The organism is Psychrobacter sp. S4(2024) (genome assembly GCF_036861305.1).
Classification (GTDB): Bacteria; Pseudomonadota; Gammaproteobacteria; order Pseudomonadales; family Moraxellaceae; genus Psychrobacter; species Psychrobacter cryohalolentis.
Genome location: NZ_JAZAQR010000002.1, coordinates 34,485 through 49,755 on the forward strand (window position 1 = coordinate 34,485; position 15,271 = coordinate 49,755).

A 15,271-nucleotide genomic window follows, 5' to 3' on the forward strand; every position below is an offset into this window, starting at 1 on the left:
ATAAGGAATTATTATGCAAGTATTTTATATTCATCCAGAAAATCCACAGCCACGGCTGATTGAGCAAGTAGCAGATTTATTACGTAAAGATCAATTGATTATTTACCCGACTGATACCAGTTACGCTTTCGGCTGTCGCTTGGGCGCAAAAGATGCCTTAGAGAAACTAAAACAAATACGCGCACTTGATGATAAACATCAATTCACCCTACTTTGCCGTGATCTAAGTGAGATTGCTAATTACGCTGCAGTAGACAATGTACAATTTAAACAGCTCAAAGCGCATACGCCAGCACCGATTACCTTTATTTTAAACGCCACCAAAGATGTCCCTAAGAAGCTGGCACATGCAAAGAAAAAAACCATTGGTATTCGTGTTCCAAGTAATGCTATTGCCCAAGCTTTATTAGAAGCGATGGATGAACCTATTTTGACCAGCTCATTAATACTACCGAATCATGATGATATATTAGATGACCCTTTCGAGATCGAAGAATTATTAGGCAATCAGATAGATGGGCTCATTAATGCTGGCATTAAAACCACCAAACTCACGACCATCGTCGATATGACCAGTAGCCAGCCAGAAATCATTCGGCAAGGTGCTGCTGATGTAAGCTCATTGCTGTAGATATAGACATACTGTAAGTGTTTAAATATGCACTTCCCTAACGATCATACAAAAATTTAAACGAAAAAAAGCTCCAATTGAATTGGAGCTTTTTTATGTACATATTTTGGTTATTATAAAATTAGTCGCGATCAACCAATTCTACATAAGCCATAGGCGCATTGTCACCATCACGGTAACCACATTTTACGATACGCAAATAACCACCTGGACGAGCTTGGTAACGAGGACCAAGAGTACCAAATAATTTGCCTACCATAGCTTTGCTACGCATACGGCTAAATGCCAAGCGACGGTTAGCAACGCTGTCTTCTTTAGCCATAGTGATCAATGGCTCAGCAACGCGACGTAACTCTTTTGCTTTTGGTAAAGTTGTTTTGATCAGTTCATGCTCAAATAATGAGTTGGTCATGTTCTGAAACATTGCCTTACGATGACTGCCGGTACGACCCAGCTTGACTCCACTCTTACGATGGCGCATAGTCAAAAATCCTTAAAGTTTAACGGCTACGATAAGAAAAGCGATCATCAACACGTAAATCAGCTGGTGGCCAGTTATCTAGGCGCATACCAAGCTCCAAATCTTTAGACGCTAGTACGTCTTTGATTTCTGTCAATGATTTCTTACCAAGATTTGGGGTTTTTAGAAGTTCAGTCTCTGAACGCTGTACCAAATCACCGATATAGTAAATGTTTTCAGCTTTTAAGCAGTTGGCTGAGCGAACCGTTAGTTCAAGATCGTCCACAGGGCGTAATAGCACCGGATCAACCTCTTCTTTTTCTTTCACAGGCTCAGGCGCTTCTTCAGCTTCTAGGTCAACAAAGATAGAAATCTGTTGTTGTAATATAGTGGCTGCTTTACGAATTGCTTCTTCTGGATCTATAGTGCCATTTGTTTCAAGCTCAATGATAAGACGATCAAGATCGGTACGTTGTTCTACACGTGCGTTCTCAACCTGATAAGCAACACGAAGCACAGGACTAAAACTTGCATCAAGTTTTAAGCGTCCAATCGCTTTAGTATCACCATCTTCACGGCGCTGGTTTGCTGGCTCATATCCACGACCCATTACTACGCGCAAACGCATCTTTAGATGACCACGATCACTCAATGTACCCAATACCAATTCTGGATTGATGATGTCCACATTGTGCGGTAACGTGATGTCTGCAGCAGTAATAGTGCCTGGACCTTGTTTATCCAAGGTCAAAAATACTTCATTTTGGTCATGAAGGGTGATTGCTAAGCCTTTTAAGTTCAAAAGCAAATCAAGCACATCTTCTTGTAGTCCTTCAAGCGTTGAGTATTCATGGTCAACACCATCAATCTCAGCTTCAATGACTGCAGCACCAGGTAATGAAGATAACAAGATGCGACGTAAGGCATTACCCAAGGTATGCCCAAAGCCGCGTTCTAACGGTTCGAGCGTGACTTTCGCAATCGTTTCATTAACCGTATCCACGTTGATGGCGTTCGGCGTTAGAAACTCAGTTGCATTTAGCATCATGATGTCACCTCGATTTATTAAACTGGTTTAATTAACGTTAATTGCTCAATGCCATGTGAACAGCATCGAGCAGTACGTTACTTACTTAGAGTATAGCTCAACGATTAAGCTTTCGTTGATTTCAGCAGGTAGATCAATACGATCAGGCGCTTTTTTGAACGTGCCCTGTAGCTTGCTGTGATCAACATCTAGCCATTCTGGAATACCACGTTGGGTAGCCAGCTCAATTGCGTTTTTAATACGTAATTGCTCGCGAGACTTCTCTTGGATAGCGATGACATCACCATCTTGCAACTGAATTGATGGAATATTCACACGAATAAACTCATCACGGCCAGCTTTTTTCACCATAACAGTACGATGGCTAACTAGCTGACGTGCTTCAGCGCGCGTAGAGCCAAAGCCCATACGATATACTACGTTATCAAGACGACTCTCAAGCATTGCTAACAAGTTTTCACCAGTAGCGCCACGCTTACGAGCAGCTTCTTTGTAGTAGTTTGCAAACTGACGCTCTAATACACCGTAGATACGCTTAACTTTTTGTTTTTCACGTAACTGTAGAGAGTACTCTGAGCTTTTGTTACGGCTAACACCATGTTGACCAGGTGGACGAGCCGATTTTTTCGTTTTTACGTCGTATGGTTTAACACCAGACTTAAGACCTAAGTCAGTGCCTTCACGACGTGATAATTTGAGTTTTGGTCCAATATAACGGGCCATTGTTATGTCTCCTATAAGCTTCTATTATAAAAAGCTTCGTCTTTAATATTAGACGCGGCGCTTTTTCGGCGCACGGCAACCATTGTGTGGGATTGGGGTTACATCAGAGATGCTGTTGACTTTATAACCCAATGCACCTAGTGCTCTTACCGCAGACTCACGACCCGGTCCTGGTCCTTTGACCAAAACATCGATGTTCTTAACACCATATTCTTGAGCCGCTTTACCAGCGACTTCAGCTGCAACCTGAGCTGCAAATGGTGTAGATTTACGTGAACCACGGAAGCCTTGTCCACCTGAAGTGGCCCAAGCCAATGCATTACCTTGACGATCGGTAATCGTAACAATGGTGTTATTAAAAGACGCATGGATATGGGCAATGCCCTCCGATACTGAACGACGAGCCACCTTTTTGCGACTGCGAGTGTCTTTTGCCATCTTTTAGCTTCCTAAGTTAATTATCTTTTGAGAGGGCGTGTCGGACCCTTACGAGTACGAGCGTTGTTCTTGGTGTTTTGACCTCTGACTGGTAAGTTACGACGATGGCGGATGCCACGGTAACAACCAAGATCAACCAAGCGCTTGATATTCATTGACACTTCACGACGAAGATCACCTTCAGTCATGTATTCTGCAACTTGTGCACGGATAGCATCTAACTGTGTATCATCTAACTGACTGACTTTAGTACTAGGGGCAATGCCAACTGCTTCTAAGATTTTCTGAGCAGTGGTACGACCTACACCAAAGATGTAAGTTAGTGAAATAACAGCATGCTTATTATCCGGAATGTTTACGCCGGCAATACGAGCCATTGATTTCTCTCCATTAAAGAAAAATACCCTTATTCATTAAAATAAAGTGTTATTTTTCAGATTTGTTGCTGTCAATACTAAAGCTTTTATAATTATTATCGCTGCTTCGAGTTGGTAAACCAATCTATTCATTGATCATTTCATAAAAGATTTTGCATAAACTACGGCAAGTGGCGGATGATATCGCATCCGCCGTCATTTTTCAAGTATTAATTTAATAAGCAAGCCAATCACTTAAAACTGACTTGCTTAAATTATTAACCTTGGCGTTGCTTGTGGCGAGGTTCTGCGGTACAAATGATATGTACACGGCCTTTACGGCGCACAACTTTACAGCTACCACAAATCTTTTTAACTGATGCTTGAACTTTCATAGCATACTCCTTTGAGATATCGTACCGCTCATTTAAGGTTGAGTGGGCGATTGAATTAACGTCTGATCATGATATTGATGGGTCATCAAATGCGCTTGAATCTGCGAGATGAAGTCCATTACCACAACCACCATAATCAGTAACGACGTACCACCAAGTTGAAACGGCACACCAAACGATGACTGCACGACCATTGGCATTAAACAAATAACCGTCATATACATCGCGCCAATAAAGGTCAATCGGTTTAATACATGATCGAGGTAACGCTGAGTTTGTTGTCCTGGGCGAATACCTGGGATATACGCACCACTACGTTTAAGGTTTTCAGCAACTTCACGCGGACTAAATACCAATGCCGTGTAGAAGTAACAGAAAAAGATAATCATTGCACCAAATAGAACGAGATACAGCGGCTGTCCTGGGGACAACACCAATGCCATATTTTGCAATATCTTTTGCGTCAAGGTAGGATCAGGCGATTGACCAACCCACTGCCCTAAACTTGCAGGAAACAATAGCAATGAACTAGCAAAAATAGCAGGAATAACCCCTGCCATATTTAGCTTCAACGGCAAATGTGATTGCTGCTGAGCGTAAATCTTGCGACCTTGCTGTTGTTTTTGCGCATAATTGACAGGAACACGGCGCTGAGCACGTTCAATATAGACGATACCCGCAGTAACCGCGACACCTAACAGTGCAAAGATAAAGAGGACAATCAAGTTCATTTGACCTTGGTTGACCTGTTCAATAGACTGCGAAATCATACCTGGCGTACCAGCCACAATACTCGCAAAAATGAGCATTGAAATACCATTACCTACGCCGCGCTCTGTAATCTGCTCACCAAGCCACATTAAGAACATAGCACCAGCTACCAATGAAGTAACCGCTGGAATATAGAAAGTCAGACCAGAAGATAAAGTAAGATTTTGACTGATTAAGCCAGCACACATCCCTAATGACTGTACTAGAGCTAATGCAAGTGTCCCTTGACGAGTATACTTGTTTAGCTTACGTCGTCCCGCTTCACCCTCTTTTTTGAGAGCTTCAAGCGATGGCAATACCGCAGACATCATCTGTACAATAATCGATGCTGAGATATATGGCATAATACCAAGTGCCATGATAGACATACGCTCTAGTGCACCACCTGAGAACATATTAAACATGCTCAGGATGGTATTTTCGTTGCGCGAAAACAGATCAGCCAAGTTAACCGGATTGATACCCGGTACTGGGATATGCGACCCAAAACGATAAACAATCAATGCGCCGATTAAGAATAACAAACGCGTCCATAGCTCATCATACTTACGTATAAAGGCAAAAGGATTAAGCGGTATACCAGTCGATGACATTGATTGCTTTGACACGTTACTACTCCTCGATGCTACCACCAGCAGCTTCGATTGCTTGCTTAGCGCCTTTAGTCACTTTGATACCTTTAAAAGTATAAGCTTTAGTGACTTCACCCGACAACATAACGCGCGCACGCTTCATGTCACGACGGATAAGGTTAGCAGCTTTCAAAGTTTCAATACTAACGACATCGCCTTCAATTTGGCTCAGTTCAGACAGACGAACTTCAGCAGTCGTCATAGCCATTTTACTGGTAAAACCAAATTTTGGTAGACGACGATATAAAGGCATTTGACCACCTTCAAATCCTGAGCGTATGCTAGAACCTGAACGAGATTTCTGACCTTTTACACCACGACCACCAGTTTTACCAAGGCCTGAACCGATACCACGACCACGACGTTGGGCAGTTTTCTTTGCGCCAACACCTGGTGATAATTCATTTAATCTAAGACCCATTACGCTTCCTCCACTTTTACCAAGTAGTTAACGCGATTGACCATACCACGAGTTGAAGGAGTATCTTCTACTACAACAGAATGATTAATACGGCGTAAACCCAATCCTTTCAAGCATGCTTTGTGGCTCTTGAGGCGATGGGCACCCGATTTGAATTGAGTGACTTTCATTTTTTTCATCGTAACTCACCTAGTCTAAGTTAACCCAAGATTTCGTCTACAGATTTACCACGTTTTGCTGCCATCTTTTCTGGAGTTGACATATCACGTAAACCGTTAAACGTTGCACGAACAACGTTAGCAGTGTTGGTAGAACCATAACATTTAGTCAAAACATCTTTGACACCAGCAACTTCTAATACAGCACGCATTGCGCCACCAGCGATTACGCCAGTACCTTCAGATGCAGGTTGCATATAGACTTTACTAGCACCATGACGTGCTTTGATCGGATGATACAAAGTTGCATCATTTAGCTCAACAGTAATCATATTACGTTTGGCAGCTTCTAGTGCTTTTTGAATAGCAGCTGGCACTTCACGTGCTTTACCGCGACCAAAACCAACACGACCATTGCCATCACCCACTACAGTCAACGCAGTGAAAGAGAAAATACGACCACCTTTAACAACTTTTGCAACGCGATCAACGGTAACTAAGCGTTCTACTAGACCGTCAGTCTGTTCATTTTTATCATTTTTATCATTTCTAGCCATGATTAAAACTCCAATCCGTTTTCGCGAGCAGCTTCAGCTAAAGCTTTTACTCGACCATGATATTTAAAACCACTACGGTCAAATGCAACTTTAGTAATGCCAGCTGCTTTTGCGCGTTCTGCGATCATTTGGCCTACAGACGTCGCTGCATCAGCGTTACCAGTCGCGCCTGAACGCAAGCTGCTGTCTAAGGTAGATGCCTGAGCAATCACTTCACCACCGTTCGGAGAGATAATCTGGGCATAGATGTGTCTTGGCGTACGATTAACCGTTAGACGATGAACGCCCAAAAAACGGATATGTGCACGGGTTTTCTTAGCTCGACGTAGACGAGCTGCTTTTTTATCAAACATTTCAACTCACCTTATTTTTTCTTGGCTTCTTTGCGAATCACATGCTCGTCACTATAACGAATACCTTTACCTTTGTAAGGCTCAGGTGGGCGGAAACCGCGGATATCGGCTGCTGCTTGACCAAGCTGCTGCTTATCGTTTGATTTTAAAACGATTTCAGTTTGCGTTGGGGTTTCAGCTGATACACCTTCAGGTAACGTATATTCTACTGGATGTGAGTAACCAACGTTTAGGGTTACTTTATTACCAGCAGCTTGAGCACGGTAACCAACACCAATCAACTGAAGACGTTTTTCAAAGCCTTCGTTAACGCCTATTACTAAATTATTTAGTAAAGAGCGCATGGTGCCAGTATGCATCATCGCTTCTTTTGAATCGACTGTAGGTGAGAAAATGATTGCATCATCTTCCTGTTTCAGCTCGACCAATTCATGCAGGCGTAAAGACATATTGCCGTTCTTGCCTTTAACTTCGACCTGCCGATCGTTCAAAGTAACGCTTACGCCGTTTGGCAGCGTCACTGGGGCTTTAGCCACACGAGACATAGGAATATTCCTTAGAAAATTAACTTCTTTATATTAGCGAAAAAACTAACAGGCTAAAAAGCGTGTTAGTTTAGCATAGTTGACCGCGTTAGACACCTAACAATGTTAAATAATTTATCACTAGCACATTGATAGAAGCCTAACAATGTTAAATAATTTATCACTAGCACATTGATAGAAGCCTAACAGCGTCAAATAGACTTTATCGTCGTGTAGCTTACGCTACAAATGCGACGACTTCACCACCGATACCAGCAGCGCGTGCAGCACGATCAGTCATGATGCCTTGGCTAGTTGATACAATAGCAACACCCATACCTTGCTTAACAGTAGGGATAGCGTCTTTACCGCGATGCTGGCGTAAACCAGGACGGCTAAAACGTTGAATCGTTTCAATGACAGCTTTGCCTTCGAAGTATTTTAATACGATGGTCAAAGTTGCTTTGTTGTTGTTTTCTTCAGTAACAACAGCGCTAGCAACATAACCTTCGTTAACCAACAAATCAGCGATTGATTTGCGTAGCTTAGAGTTCGGCATTGCTACCGATACTTTATTAGCCATTTGTGCGTTACGAATACGGGTTAGCATATCCCCAACGGTATCTTGCATACTCATATAGTTACCCCTTACCAGCTTGCTTTACGAACACCAGGCACATCGCCTTGCATGACACGCTCACGCAGCATATTGCGTGATAAGCCAAACTTGCGGAAGTAACCGTGAGGACGACCCGTGATAGCACAACGATTGCGCAGACGTACTGGTGATGCGTTGCGTGGCAAAGCTTGTAGCTCTAGCATCGCTTCCATACGAGTTTCGTCACTTGCAGTCATATCACTGATAGTTTCTTTTAGCTTAATACGCTTATCAGCGTACTTAGCAACCATTTTTTCGCGCTTTAATTCGCGGTTAATCATGCTCTTCTTTGCCATAACGTCTTTACCTTATTTAAATGGGAAGCCGAAAGCTTTAAGCAACGCACGACCTTCTTCATCAGATTGAGCTGACGTAGTAATTGTCACATCCATACCACGGATACGATCAATCTTGTCAAAGTCTACTTCTGGGAATACAATTTGTTCTTTGATACCCAATGAGTAGTTACCACGTCCGTCAAAGGCTTTAGGAGAAAAACCACGGAAATCACGAATACGAGGAATTGCAATGGCAATGAGACGATCTAAAAATTCGTACATTTGCTCACCGCGTAGCGTTACTTTACAGCCAATTGGCCATTCTTCACGAATTTTAAAGCCAGCAACTGATTTACGCGCTTTGGTGACTACAGGTTTTTGACCAGCAATAGCAGTCATATCAGCTACAGCACCTTCAAGCAATTTCTTGTCTTGAGACGCGCCGCCTACACCCATATTTAGTGTGATTTTAGTGATTTTAGGCACTTGCATCACATTCGCCAAACCAAGTTCTTCTTTGATTTGCTGTTTTAATTCTTCGTTATATAAAGATTTTAATCTTGCCATTACCATTACACCCTTAGTGTCTTACGCAGTCGCCACTACTTCACCGTTCGAACGATACAGGCGTTGTTTCTTGCCGTCTTCGCCGAACTGATAAGTAATACGATCAGCTTTTTGGGTTTGCGCATTTAAGATTGCGACATTTGAGATATGCAGAAAAGCTTCTTGCTTAAGAATGCCGCCTTCAACGCCAGTTGCCTGATTTGGCTTCTGATGTTTAGTGACAATGTTAATGCCTTCAACTTTAATACGATCGTTTTTTACAGCTTGTACAGTACCTTGCTTGCCTTTGTCTTTCCCAGCAATCACGATAACTGTATCGCCTTTACGTAATTTTGACATGGATTACCTCACAATACTTCTGGTGCTAGTGATACAATTTTCATAAACTGATCACCACGTAGTTCACGAGTTACCGGTCCAAAAATACGAGTTGCAATCGGCGCTTTGTTTTGGTTCAACAATACCGCAGCATTGTCATCAAAACGTAATACCGAACCATCAGGACGACGAACGCCTTTTTTGGTACGTACAACTACCGCATTCATCACGTCGCCTTTCTTAACACGACCGCGAGGAATGGCTTCTTTAACCGTTACTTTAATAATGTCGCCAACTGATGCATAACGACGATGAGAGCCACCCAGTACTTTAATGCACTGAACTCGTCTTGCACCGCTATTATCTGCAACTTCCAGCATAGATTCAACCTGAATCATAGCGTTACTCCACACGTATGAGCAATAAAAACCAGTTGCTGCCGCTAGCACAGTATGAGTAGTCGGCATTTTAATATTAATAACCGCTGCTACTCTTAATGTGAGTGATATACGCTCGGCGCAATCAGTATCCTTAAAAAGGCAGCTATTTTAACAGCTTCTGGCTTTTAATGCAATTTACTTAGATTTTTTCTACTTTTTCAACCACATCAACCAAAGTCCAAGACTTGGTTTTTGAGATTGGACGCGTTTCTTTGATGCGGACAAGATCGCCTTGTTGGCAAACATTATTCTCATCATGTGCTTTGATTTTAGTAGAACGACGAAGCTGCTTGCCATATAAAGGATGACGAACCAGACGCTCAATCAAAACCGTGATGGACTTGTCCATCTTGTCACTGACAACTCGTCCTGTCAGAACACTAGCATTGGTCGTTGCTTGATTGTTATCGCTCATGAGTCGCCTCGTTGTTTCTCGTTAATCAAAGTCTGAAGCTGAGCAATCGCACGACGATTGACACGTACTTCATGGGTATTCCCCAACTGACCAGTTGCTTTAGCCATACGAATACGGAAAGCATCAAGTTGCTTTTCATCAAGTAACTGGGTCAGTTCTTCTAATGATTTATCACGTAATTCACTGATCTTCATTACATTATCGTCCGCTTAACAATGGTAGTTTTAAAGGGCAGTTTAGCTGCAGCAAGCGTTAACGCTTCGCGAGCAAGCTCTTCTGAAATCCCTTCAAGTTCATATAGTATTTTACCAGGTTTGATTTCGCATACCCAATATTCTACAGGACCTTTACCTTTACCCATACGTACTTCTAATGGTTTATTGGTAATTGGTTTGTCTGGGAAAACGCGAATCCAAATCTTACCGCCACGCTTAATTTTACGAGTGATGGTACGGCGTGCTGCTTCAATTTGACGGGCAGTCATACGACCACGAGTCAAAGATTTTAGACCAATTTGTCCGAATGCAACGGTGCTTCCACGATGAGCTAGCCCAGTGTTACGACCTTTATGCATTTTACGAAACTTGGTACGTTTTGGCTGTAACATAGTTTAACCTCTGTCTGTGTTTCGACGGTTTCCGTTTCCACGACCACGGCGTTTTGGCGCACGAGTCTGCTCTTCTTTAACGGGATTGTATACACTGTTCATACCGTCAAGGATTTCGCCACGGAAGATCCAAACTTTTACACCGATGGTGCCGTAAGTGGTTTCCGCACGTACTGACGAATAGTCGATATCAGCGCGTAGTGTATGCAGTGGCACACGACCTTCACGGTACCATTCAGTACGAGCAATCTCAGCACCGCCAAGACGGCCAGACAGCTCAACTTTAATACCTTTAGCACCAGAACGCATGCTGTTCTGTACCGCACGCTTCATAGCACGGCGGAACATAACACGACGCTCAAGCTGACTTGCGATGCCTTCCGCTACTAAATGAGCATCAAGATCAGGCGAGGTGATTTCTTCAATGTTGACCTGAGCAGGTACGCCCATAATTTTGGTCAATTCTTTTTGAAGTCTTTCAATATCTTCGCCTTTCTTACCGATAACAATACCAGGACGCGCAGTGGCGATGGTAATCTTAGCAGCACCAGTAGGACGCTCAATCATGATCTTGCTAATCATAGCACTATCAAGTTTCTTGCGCAGATATTCACGAACCTGAATGTCGTTAATTAGGTATTCTGAGTATTGTTTAGGGCTAGCATACCAGTTTGCGTTATGCTTTTTTACAACACCAAGACGAATTCCGATTGGATGTACTTTTTGTCCCATAACTTATTCCCCTACCTTTATAGTGATGTGACAGGTACGCTTACTGATACGATCAGCGCGACCTTTAGCACGTGGTAGGATACGTTTTAGCGTAATGCCTTCATCAACGTAGATGGTTGATACTTTAAGAGTATCGATATCTAAACCGTTGTTGTTTTCAGCATTGGCGATGGCAGAGTTAAGACATTTCTTAACAAAAACCGCGCCTTTTTTATTGCTATACGTTAGGATATCCAAAGCACGCTCAATAGATTTGCCACGAACTTCATCAGCAACGAGTCTAACTTTTTGTGCCGATATGGCGGCACCGCGTAATTTTGCAGTTACTTCCATGGTAAGCACCTTATCTCTTAGCTTTCTTGTCAATGCCGTGACCACGATATGTACGAGTCGGGGCAAATTCACCTAGTTTATGACCAACCATCTGTTCACTTACGATAACCGGTACATGAGTACGGCCATTGTGAACAGATAAAGTTAGGCCAACCATTTGTGGCAGAATCATTGAACGGCGCGACCAAGTTTTAATTGGTTTGCGTGAGTTGGTTTCTAATGCAGTTTCAACTTTAGCAAATAAATGCGCGTCTATGAATGGACCTTTTTTCAATGAACGAGGCATGAAATTCTTCCTTTATTTCTTCTTGGCGCGACGGCGGATGATCATGTTGTCAGTACGCTTATTGTGACGCGTTTTAAGTCCTTTAGACTTCTGACCCCAAGGGCTAGTAGGATGGCGACCTTTGTTACGACCTTCACCACCACCATGTGGGTGATCAACCGGGTTCATAGCGACACCACGAACAGAAGGACGAATACCTCTCCAACGTGAAGCACCGGCTTTACCAAGTGATTTCAAGTTGTTTTCAGTATTAGAAACTTCACCGATAACAGCACGGCAATTTACGTGTACACGGCGAGTTTCGCCAGAACGCAAACGAAGAATTGCATAAATACCGTCACGACCTAGTAGCTGAACGCTAGCACCCGCAGCACGAGCCATCTGTGCGCCTTTACCGATTTTAAGTTCGATATTATGGATCACAGTACCTAGTGGTATGTTTTTTAGCGGTAAACAGTTACCTGGACGAATTGGTGATAATTCACCTGACATTACTGTATCACCAACTGCTTGCTTTTTAGCAGCGATAATATAACGACGTTCGCCGTCAGCGTACTTAAGTAAAGCAATATGCGCAGTACGGTTAGGATCGTATTCAATACGCTCTACTGTAGCTGGAATATTGTCTTTAGTACGTTTAAAATCGATAATACGATAATGTTGCTTATGACCACCGCCGATGTGACGAGTAGTGATACGGCCATTATTGTTACGACCACCGGTCTTGCTTTTTGATTCTAGAAGCGCTGCAAACGGACGACCTTTATAAAGGTGTGGATGCACTACTTTTTCAACAAAACGACGGCCTGGTGATGTTGGCTTTGCTCTTACGATAGGCATGAGTGTAATCCTTATTCGTTATTCGCTGTTTCACTAGTAGAAGCAGTCGTATTTGCGACCTCTTCACCAGCATCAGCCATTTGTACATCTTGACCAGCTTTTAAGGTAACATAGGCTTTTTTATAGTCGTTACGACGGCCGATACTTTTACCAAAACGCTTTGTCTTACCTTTAACGTTCAATGTGTTTACTTTTAAAACTTCAACACCTTCAAACATCATCTCAACTGCTTTTTTAACTTCAAGCTTAGTAGCCTTAGAGTCAATTTTAAATACCTGCACACCAAGTGAGTCGCCAAGCATTTGAGATTTCTCTGAGAATACAGGTCCTCTTAGGATCTGATAAAGTCTTGCGTTATTCATGCTAGTGCTTCCTCAAATTGTTTCGCAGCTTCGACTGTCATGATCACTTTATCAAAAGCGATCAAGCTCACTGGATCCACTTCACTTGTATCAAGTACATTGACATGTGGGATGTTGCGAGCAGCTAAGTATAAGTTTTCGTCAACTTCTTTGGTGACGATCAATGCACGTGATGCATTTAACTCACCTAACTTTGCGATCAGCTCTTTGGTCTTTGGACCAGAAACGCTTATCTCTTCAACCAAAATTAGACGCTCTTGGCGAATCAATTCGGCTAGGATACACTGCATAGCACCGCGATACATCTTACGGTTAACTTTCTGTGACCAATCTTGTGGCTTAGCCGCGAATGCACGACCGCCCCCACGCCAGATTGGACTACGAATAGAACCTGCACGAGCGCGACCAGTACCTTTTTGGCGCCATGGCTTAATGCCACCACCAGAAACTTCGGCACGGGTCTTTTGAGCGCGTGTACCTTGGCGAGCACCAGCAAGATATGCGGTGACGACTTGATGCACTAGTGCTTCGTTGAATTCACGACCGAAAGCCGTATCAGAAAGCTCAACTGCCGCCCCTGTAACTGTTTTTAAATCCACGTTAATCCCCTTGCTTAGGCTTTGACTGACGGACGTACGATGACATCGCCACCGGTGGCACCTGGGATAGCACCCTTGATGACAAGTAACCCATTTTCAACATCAACCGATATCACTTCTAGGCCTTGAACGGTAACGCGTTTGTTACCCATCTGACCTGGCATTTTTTTGCCTTTGAAGACTTTACCTGGTGACTGGTTTTGACCAGTTGAACCAATGGCACGGTGAGATACTGAGTTACCATGAGTGGCATCTTGCATGCTGAAGTTGTGACGCTTCACGCCGCCTTGAAAGCCTTTACCTTTACTGTTTCCTGTGACATCAACCATCTGACCTTGTTCGAACAAGTCAGCTAGGATCTCACCACCAATCTCACGACCTTCAAGATCGCTGTCATTGGCACGAAATTCCCAAACACCACGACCAGCGGCAACGCCGGCTTTAGCGAAGTGACCTTTTTGAGCTGCTGTTACGCGGCTGTCACGACGGGTGCCTGTGGTAATTTGGATGGCTTGATAGCCATCTACATCAGTATTTTTTACTTGAGTAATGCGGTTAGCACTGATCTCAACCACTGTTACAGGGATAGATGCGCCTGCTTCAGTGAAGACACGGGTCATGCCGCATTTTTTACCGACTAAACCGATCGCCATTTTAGACCTCTTTATATCTTATATTAATGGGTTGGGTGTTTATGTGCATTAACCCAAAGCAATTTGAACGTCAACACCCGCCGCTAAGTCAAGCTTCATTAGCGCATCCACAGTTTTATCGGTAGGTTGAACAATGTCAACCATACGCTTATGAGTACGGATTTCGTACTGATCACGAGCGTCTTTGTTTACGTGTGGTGAAGTTAGAACGTTGAAGCGCTCAATGCGAGTCGGCAACGGTACAGGACCACAAACTTGCGCACCGGTGCGCTTTGCAGTATCAACAATCTCTTGTGCAGATTGATCAATCAGACGATGATCAAAAGACTTAAGACGGATACGGATTCTCTGGTTAGCCATGCCAGCAAGCTCCTAATATGTGCTTTTGTCATTCTTGCTTTGCAAGGATATGAGCAAAAGCCGTTTGGTTAAATATTCACTTAAAGCGGCCTTCTGTTCTAAACCAGAATGAGTTCTTTATCCGAACTTGTAGCGTGCCAAAAGCAAAATAGTTTAAAGCCCCGCCGACCCTTCCATTGTAGGATGTCAGCAAAGGCATAATGAAATAGTGCTAGAAACGATGCTCTAGCTGTCATAGCGCCAGCTGTTTGATTGGCGGCGCATATATAATTCAGTGGTGTGTATTATACATAATAATCAGATCATTGCAAGGGGCTTATTTACAATGATATACACAACTGTTTGATATAAATATT

At 43.2% G+C, this 15,271-nt stretch carries 29 protein-coding genes; 1 reads left to right on the plus strand and 28 read right to left on the minus strand.

Annotation, left to right across the window (positions count from 1 at the left end; all coding sequences use genetic code 11):
• Nucleotides 1-13: 13 nt before the first annotated feature.
• The gene (locus VLA57_RS05005) at nucleotides 14-631 is read left to right on the plus strand and encodes an L-threonylcarbamoyladenylate synthase (protein WP_333954481.1); all 618 of its coding nucleotides are present in this window, start codon (nucleotides 14-16) and stop codon (nucleotides 629-631) included.
• A gap of 121 nt (nucleotides 632-752) precedes the next feature.
• Here the strand turns inward: VLA57_RS05005 and rplQ are convergent, their stop codons facing one another.
• The 28 genes from rplQ to rpsJ all read right to left on the minus strand — a co-directional run bounded on the left by rplQ (nucleotide 753) and on the right by rpsJ (nucleotide 14,915).
• Nucleotides 753-1,112, minus strand: coding sequence for a 50S ribosomal protein L17 (gene rplQ / locus VLA57_RS05010; RefSeq protein ID WP_011279809.1), 360 nt, complete (start codon nucleotides 1,110-1,112; stop codon nucleotides 753-755).
• 19 nt (nucleotides 1,113-1,131) lie between these two features.
• A complete protein-coding gene (locus VLA57_RS05015) occupies nucleotides 1,132-2,139 on the minus strand; it encodes a DNA-directed RNA polymerase subunit alpha (protein ID WP_011279808.1) in 1,008 nt (335 codons plus the stop codon).
• An 81-nt stretch (nucleotides 2,140-2,220) separates the two neighbouring features.
• Entirely contained in the window at nucleotides 2,221-2,862 is a 642-nt protein-coding gene (gene rpsD / locus VLA57_RS05020; RefSeq protein ID WP_011512865.1) for a 30S ribosomal protein S4, read from the minus strand.
• A gap of 48 nt (nucleotides 2,863-2,910) precedes the next feature.
• Entirely contained in the window at nucleotides 2,911-3,300 is a 390-nt protein-coding gene (gene rpsK, locus VLA57_RS05025; RefSeq protein WP_010196728.1) for a 30S ribosomal protein S11, read from the minus strand.
• A gap of 20 nt (nucleotides 3,301-3,320) precedes the next feature.
• Entirely contained in the window at nucleotides 3,321-3,677 is a 357-nt protein-coding gene (gene rpsM, locus VLA57_RS05030) for a 30S ribosomal protein S13 (protein WP_011512864.1), read from the minus strand.
• 257 nt (nucleotides 3,678-3,934) lie between these two features.
• Nucleotides 3,935-4,051 (minus strand): 50S ribosomal protein L36, encoded by a 117-nt coding sequence (rpmJ, locus tag VLA57_RS05035; RefSeq protein ID WP_010196721.1) that lies wholly within the window; start codon nucleotides 4,049-4,051, stop codon nucleotides 3,935-3,937.
• A 32-nt stretch (nucleotides 4,052-4,083) separates the two neighbouring features.
• The gene (gene secY / locus VLA57_RS05040) at nucleotides 4,084-5,415 is read right to left on the minus strand and encodes a preprotein translocase subunit SecY (protein WP_011512863.1); all 1,332 of its coding nucleotides are present in this window, start codon (nucleotides 5,413-5,415) and stop codon (nucleotides 4,084-4,086) included.
• Between the two features lie 19 nt (nucleotides 5,416-5,434).
• On the minus strand, nucleotides 5,435-5,875 hold the full coding sequence (gene rplO, locus VLA57_RS05045) for a 50S ribosomal protein L15 (protein ID WP_011512862.1): 441 nt from the start codon (nucleotides 5,873-5,875) through the stop codon (nucleotides 5,435-5,437).
• Entirely contained in the window at nucleotides 5,875-6,054 is a 180-nt protein-coding gene (rpmD, locus tag VLA57_RS05050) for a 50S ribosomal protein L30 (RefSeq protein WP_011512861.1), read from the minus strand. The genes rplO and rpmD overlap by 1 nt, the downstream gene beginning before the upstream one ends.
• A gap of 20 nt (nucleotides 6,055-6,074) precedes the next feature.
• On the minus strand, nucleotides 6,075-6,590 hold the full coding sequence (gene rpsE / locus VLA57_RS05055; protein WP_010196711.1) for a 30S ribosomal protein S5: 516 nt from the start codon (nucleotides 6,588-6,590) through the stop codon (nucleotides 6,075-6,077).
• A gap of 2 nt (nucleotides 6,591-6,592) precedes the next feature.
• Nucleotides 6,593-6,943 (minus strand): 50S ribosomal protein L18, encoded by a 351-nt coding sequence (gene rplR / locus VLA57_RS05060; protein ID WP_011279801.1) that lies wholly within the window; start codon nucleotides 6,941-6,943, stop codon nucleotides 6,593-6,595.
• An 11-nt stretch (nucleotides 6,944-6,954) separates the two neighbouring features.
• Nucleotides 6,955-7,488 (minus strand): 50S ribosomal protein L6, encoded by a 534-nt coding sequence (rplF, locus tag VLA57_RS05065; protein ID WP_011512860.1) that lies wholly within the window; start codon nucleotides 7,486-7,488, stop codon nucleotides 6,955-6,957.
• A gap of 217 nt (nucleotides 7,489-7,705) precedes the next feature.
• Nucleotides 7,706-8,104, minus strand: a complete 399-nt coding sequence (gene rpsH / locus VLA57_RS05070) for a 30S ribosomal protein S8 (protein ID WP_011512859.1) — start codon at nucleotides 8,102-8,104, stop codon at nucleotides 7,706-7,708.
• A gap of 11 nt (nucleotides 8,105-8,115) precedes the next feature.
• Nucleotides 8,116-8,421, minus strand: a complete 306-nt coding sequence (rpsN, locus tag VLA57_RS05075; RefSeq protein WP_011279798.1) for a 30S ribosomal protein S14 — start codon at nucleotides 8,419-8,421, stop codon at nucleotides 8,116-8,118.
• A 12-nt stretch (nucleotides 8,422-8,433) separates the two neighbouring features.
• The gene (rplE, locus tag VLA57_RS05080; RefSeq protein WP_011512858.1) at nucleotides 8,434-8,970 is read right to left on the minus strand and encodes a 50S ribosomal protein L5; all 537 of its coding nucleotides are present in this window, start codon (nucleotides 8,968-8,970) and stop codon (nucleotides 8,434-8,436) included.
• A 21-nt stretch (nucleotides 8,971-8,991) separates the two neighbouring features.
• Nucleotides 8,992-9,309 carry a 50S ribosomal protein L24 gene (gene rplX, locus VLA57_RS05085; protein ID WP_011512857.1) on the minus strand — a complete coding sequence of 106 codons (318 nt, stop codon included), beginning with the start codon at nucleotides 9,307-9,309 and terminating at the stop codon, nucleotides 8,992-8,994.
• An 8-nt stretch (nucleotides 9,310-9,317) separates the two neighbouring features.
• Nucleotides 9,318-9,686 (minus strand): 50S ribosomal protein L14, encoded by a 369-nt coding sequence (gene rplN, locus VLA57_RS05090; RefSeq protein WP_010196702.1) that lies wholly within the window; start codon nucleotides 9,684-9,686, stop codon nucleotides 9,318-9,320.
• 181 nt (nucleotides 9,687-9,867) lie between these two features.
• Nucleotides 9,868-10,143: a 30S ribosomal protein S17 gene (rpsQ, locus tag VLA57_RS05095; RefSeq protein WP_011512856.1), complete on the minus strand. Its 276-nt coding sequence runs from the start codon at nucleotides 10,141-10,143 to the stop codon at nucleotides 9,868-9,870.
• Nucleotides 10,140-10,337: a 50S ribosomal protein L29 gene (gene rpmC / locus VLA57_RS05100; protein ID WP_011279794.1), complete on the minus strand. Its 198-nt coding sequence runs from the start codon at nucleotides 10,335-10,337 to the stop codon at nucleotides 10,140-10,142. The genes rpsQ and rpmC overlap by 4 nt, the downstream gene beginning before the upstream one ends.
• Entirely contained in the window at nucleotides 10,337-10,750 is a 414-nt protein-coding gene (rplP, locus tag VLA57_RS05105; RefSeq protein ID WP_011512855.1) for a 50S ribosomal protein L16, read from the minus strand. Before rplP ends, rpmC begins: the two co-directional genes overlap by 1 nt.
• 3 nt (nucleotides 10,751-10,753) lie before the next feature.
• The gene (rpsC, locus tag VLA57_RS05110) at nucleotides 10,754-11,482 is read right to left on the minus strand and encodes a 30S ribosomal protein S3 (RefSeq protein ID WP_011512854.1); all 729 of its coding nucleotides are present in this window, start codon (nucleotides 11,480-11,482) and stop codon (nucleotides 10,754-10,756) included.
• A gap of 3 nt (nucleotides 11,483-11,485) precedes the next feature.
• Nucleotides 11,486-11,815, minus strand: coding sequence for a 50S ribosomal protein L22 (gene rplV / locus VLA57_RS05115; protein ID WP_010196689.1), 330 nt, complete (start codon nucleotides 11,813-11,815; stop codon nucleotides 11,486-11,488).
• A 10-nt stretch (nucleotides 11,816-11,825) separates the two neighbouring features.
• On the minus strand, nucleotides 11,826-12,101 hold the full coding sequence (gene rpsS, locus VLA57_RS05120) for a 30S ribosomal protein S19 (protein ID WP_011279791.1): 276 nt from the start codon (nucleotides 12,099-12,101) through the stop codon (nucleotides 11,826-11,828).
• A gap of 12 nt (nucleotides 12,102-12,113) precedes the next feature.
• Nucleotides 12,114-12,941, minus strand: a complete 828-nt coding sequence (rplB, locus tag VLA57_RS05125) for a 50S ribosomal protein L2 (protein WP_011512853.1) — start codon at nucleotides 12,939-12,941, stop codon at nucleotides 12,114-12,116.
• Between the two features lie 11 nt (nucleotides 12,942-12,952).
• Complete coding sequence (gene rplW / locus VLA57_RS05130; protein WP_011279789.1) at nucleotides 12,953-13,303, minus strand: 50S ribosomal protein L23; 351 nt, start codon at nucleotides 13,301-13,303, stop codon at nucleotides 12,953-12,955.
• A complete protein-coding gene (gene rplD, locus VLA57_RS05135; protein ID WP_011512852.1) occupies nucleotides 13,300-13,902 on the minus strand; it encodes a 50S ribosomal protein L4 in 603 nt (200 codons plus the stop codon). Before rplD ends, rplW begins: the two co-directional genes overlap by 4 nt.
• 14 nt (nucleotides 13,903-13,916) lie before the next feature.
• Nucleotides 13,917-14,555 carry a 50S ribosomal protein L3 gene (gene rplC / locus VLA57_RS05140; protein WP_010196672.1) on the minus strand — a complete coding sequence of 213 codons (639 nt, stop codon included), beginning with the start codon at nucleotides 14,553-14,555 and terminating at the stop codon, nucleotides 13,917-13,919.
• A 48-nt stretch (nucleotides 14,556-14,603) separates the two neighbouring features.
• On the minus strand, nucleotides 14,604-14,915 hold the full coding sequence (gene rpsJ / locus VLA57_RS05145; protein WP_010196670.1) for a 30S ribosomal protein S10: 312 nt from the start codon (nucleotides 14,913-14,915) through the stop codon (nucleotides 14,604-14,606).
• Between the last annotated feature and the right edge of the window lie 356 nt (nucleotides 14,916-15,271).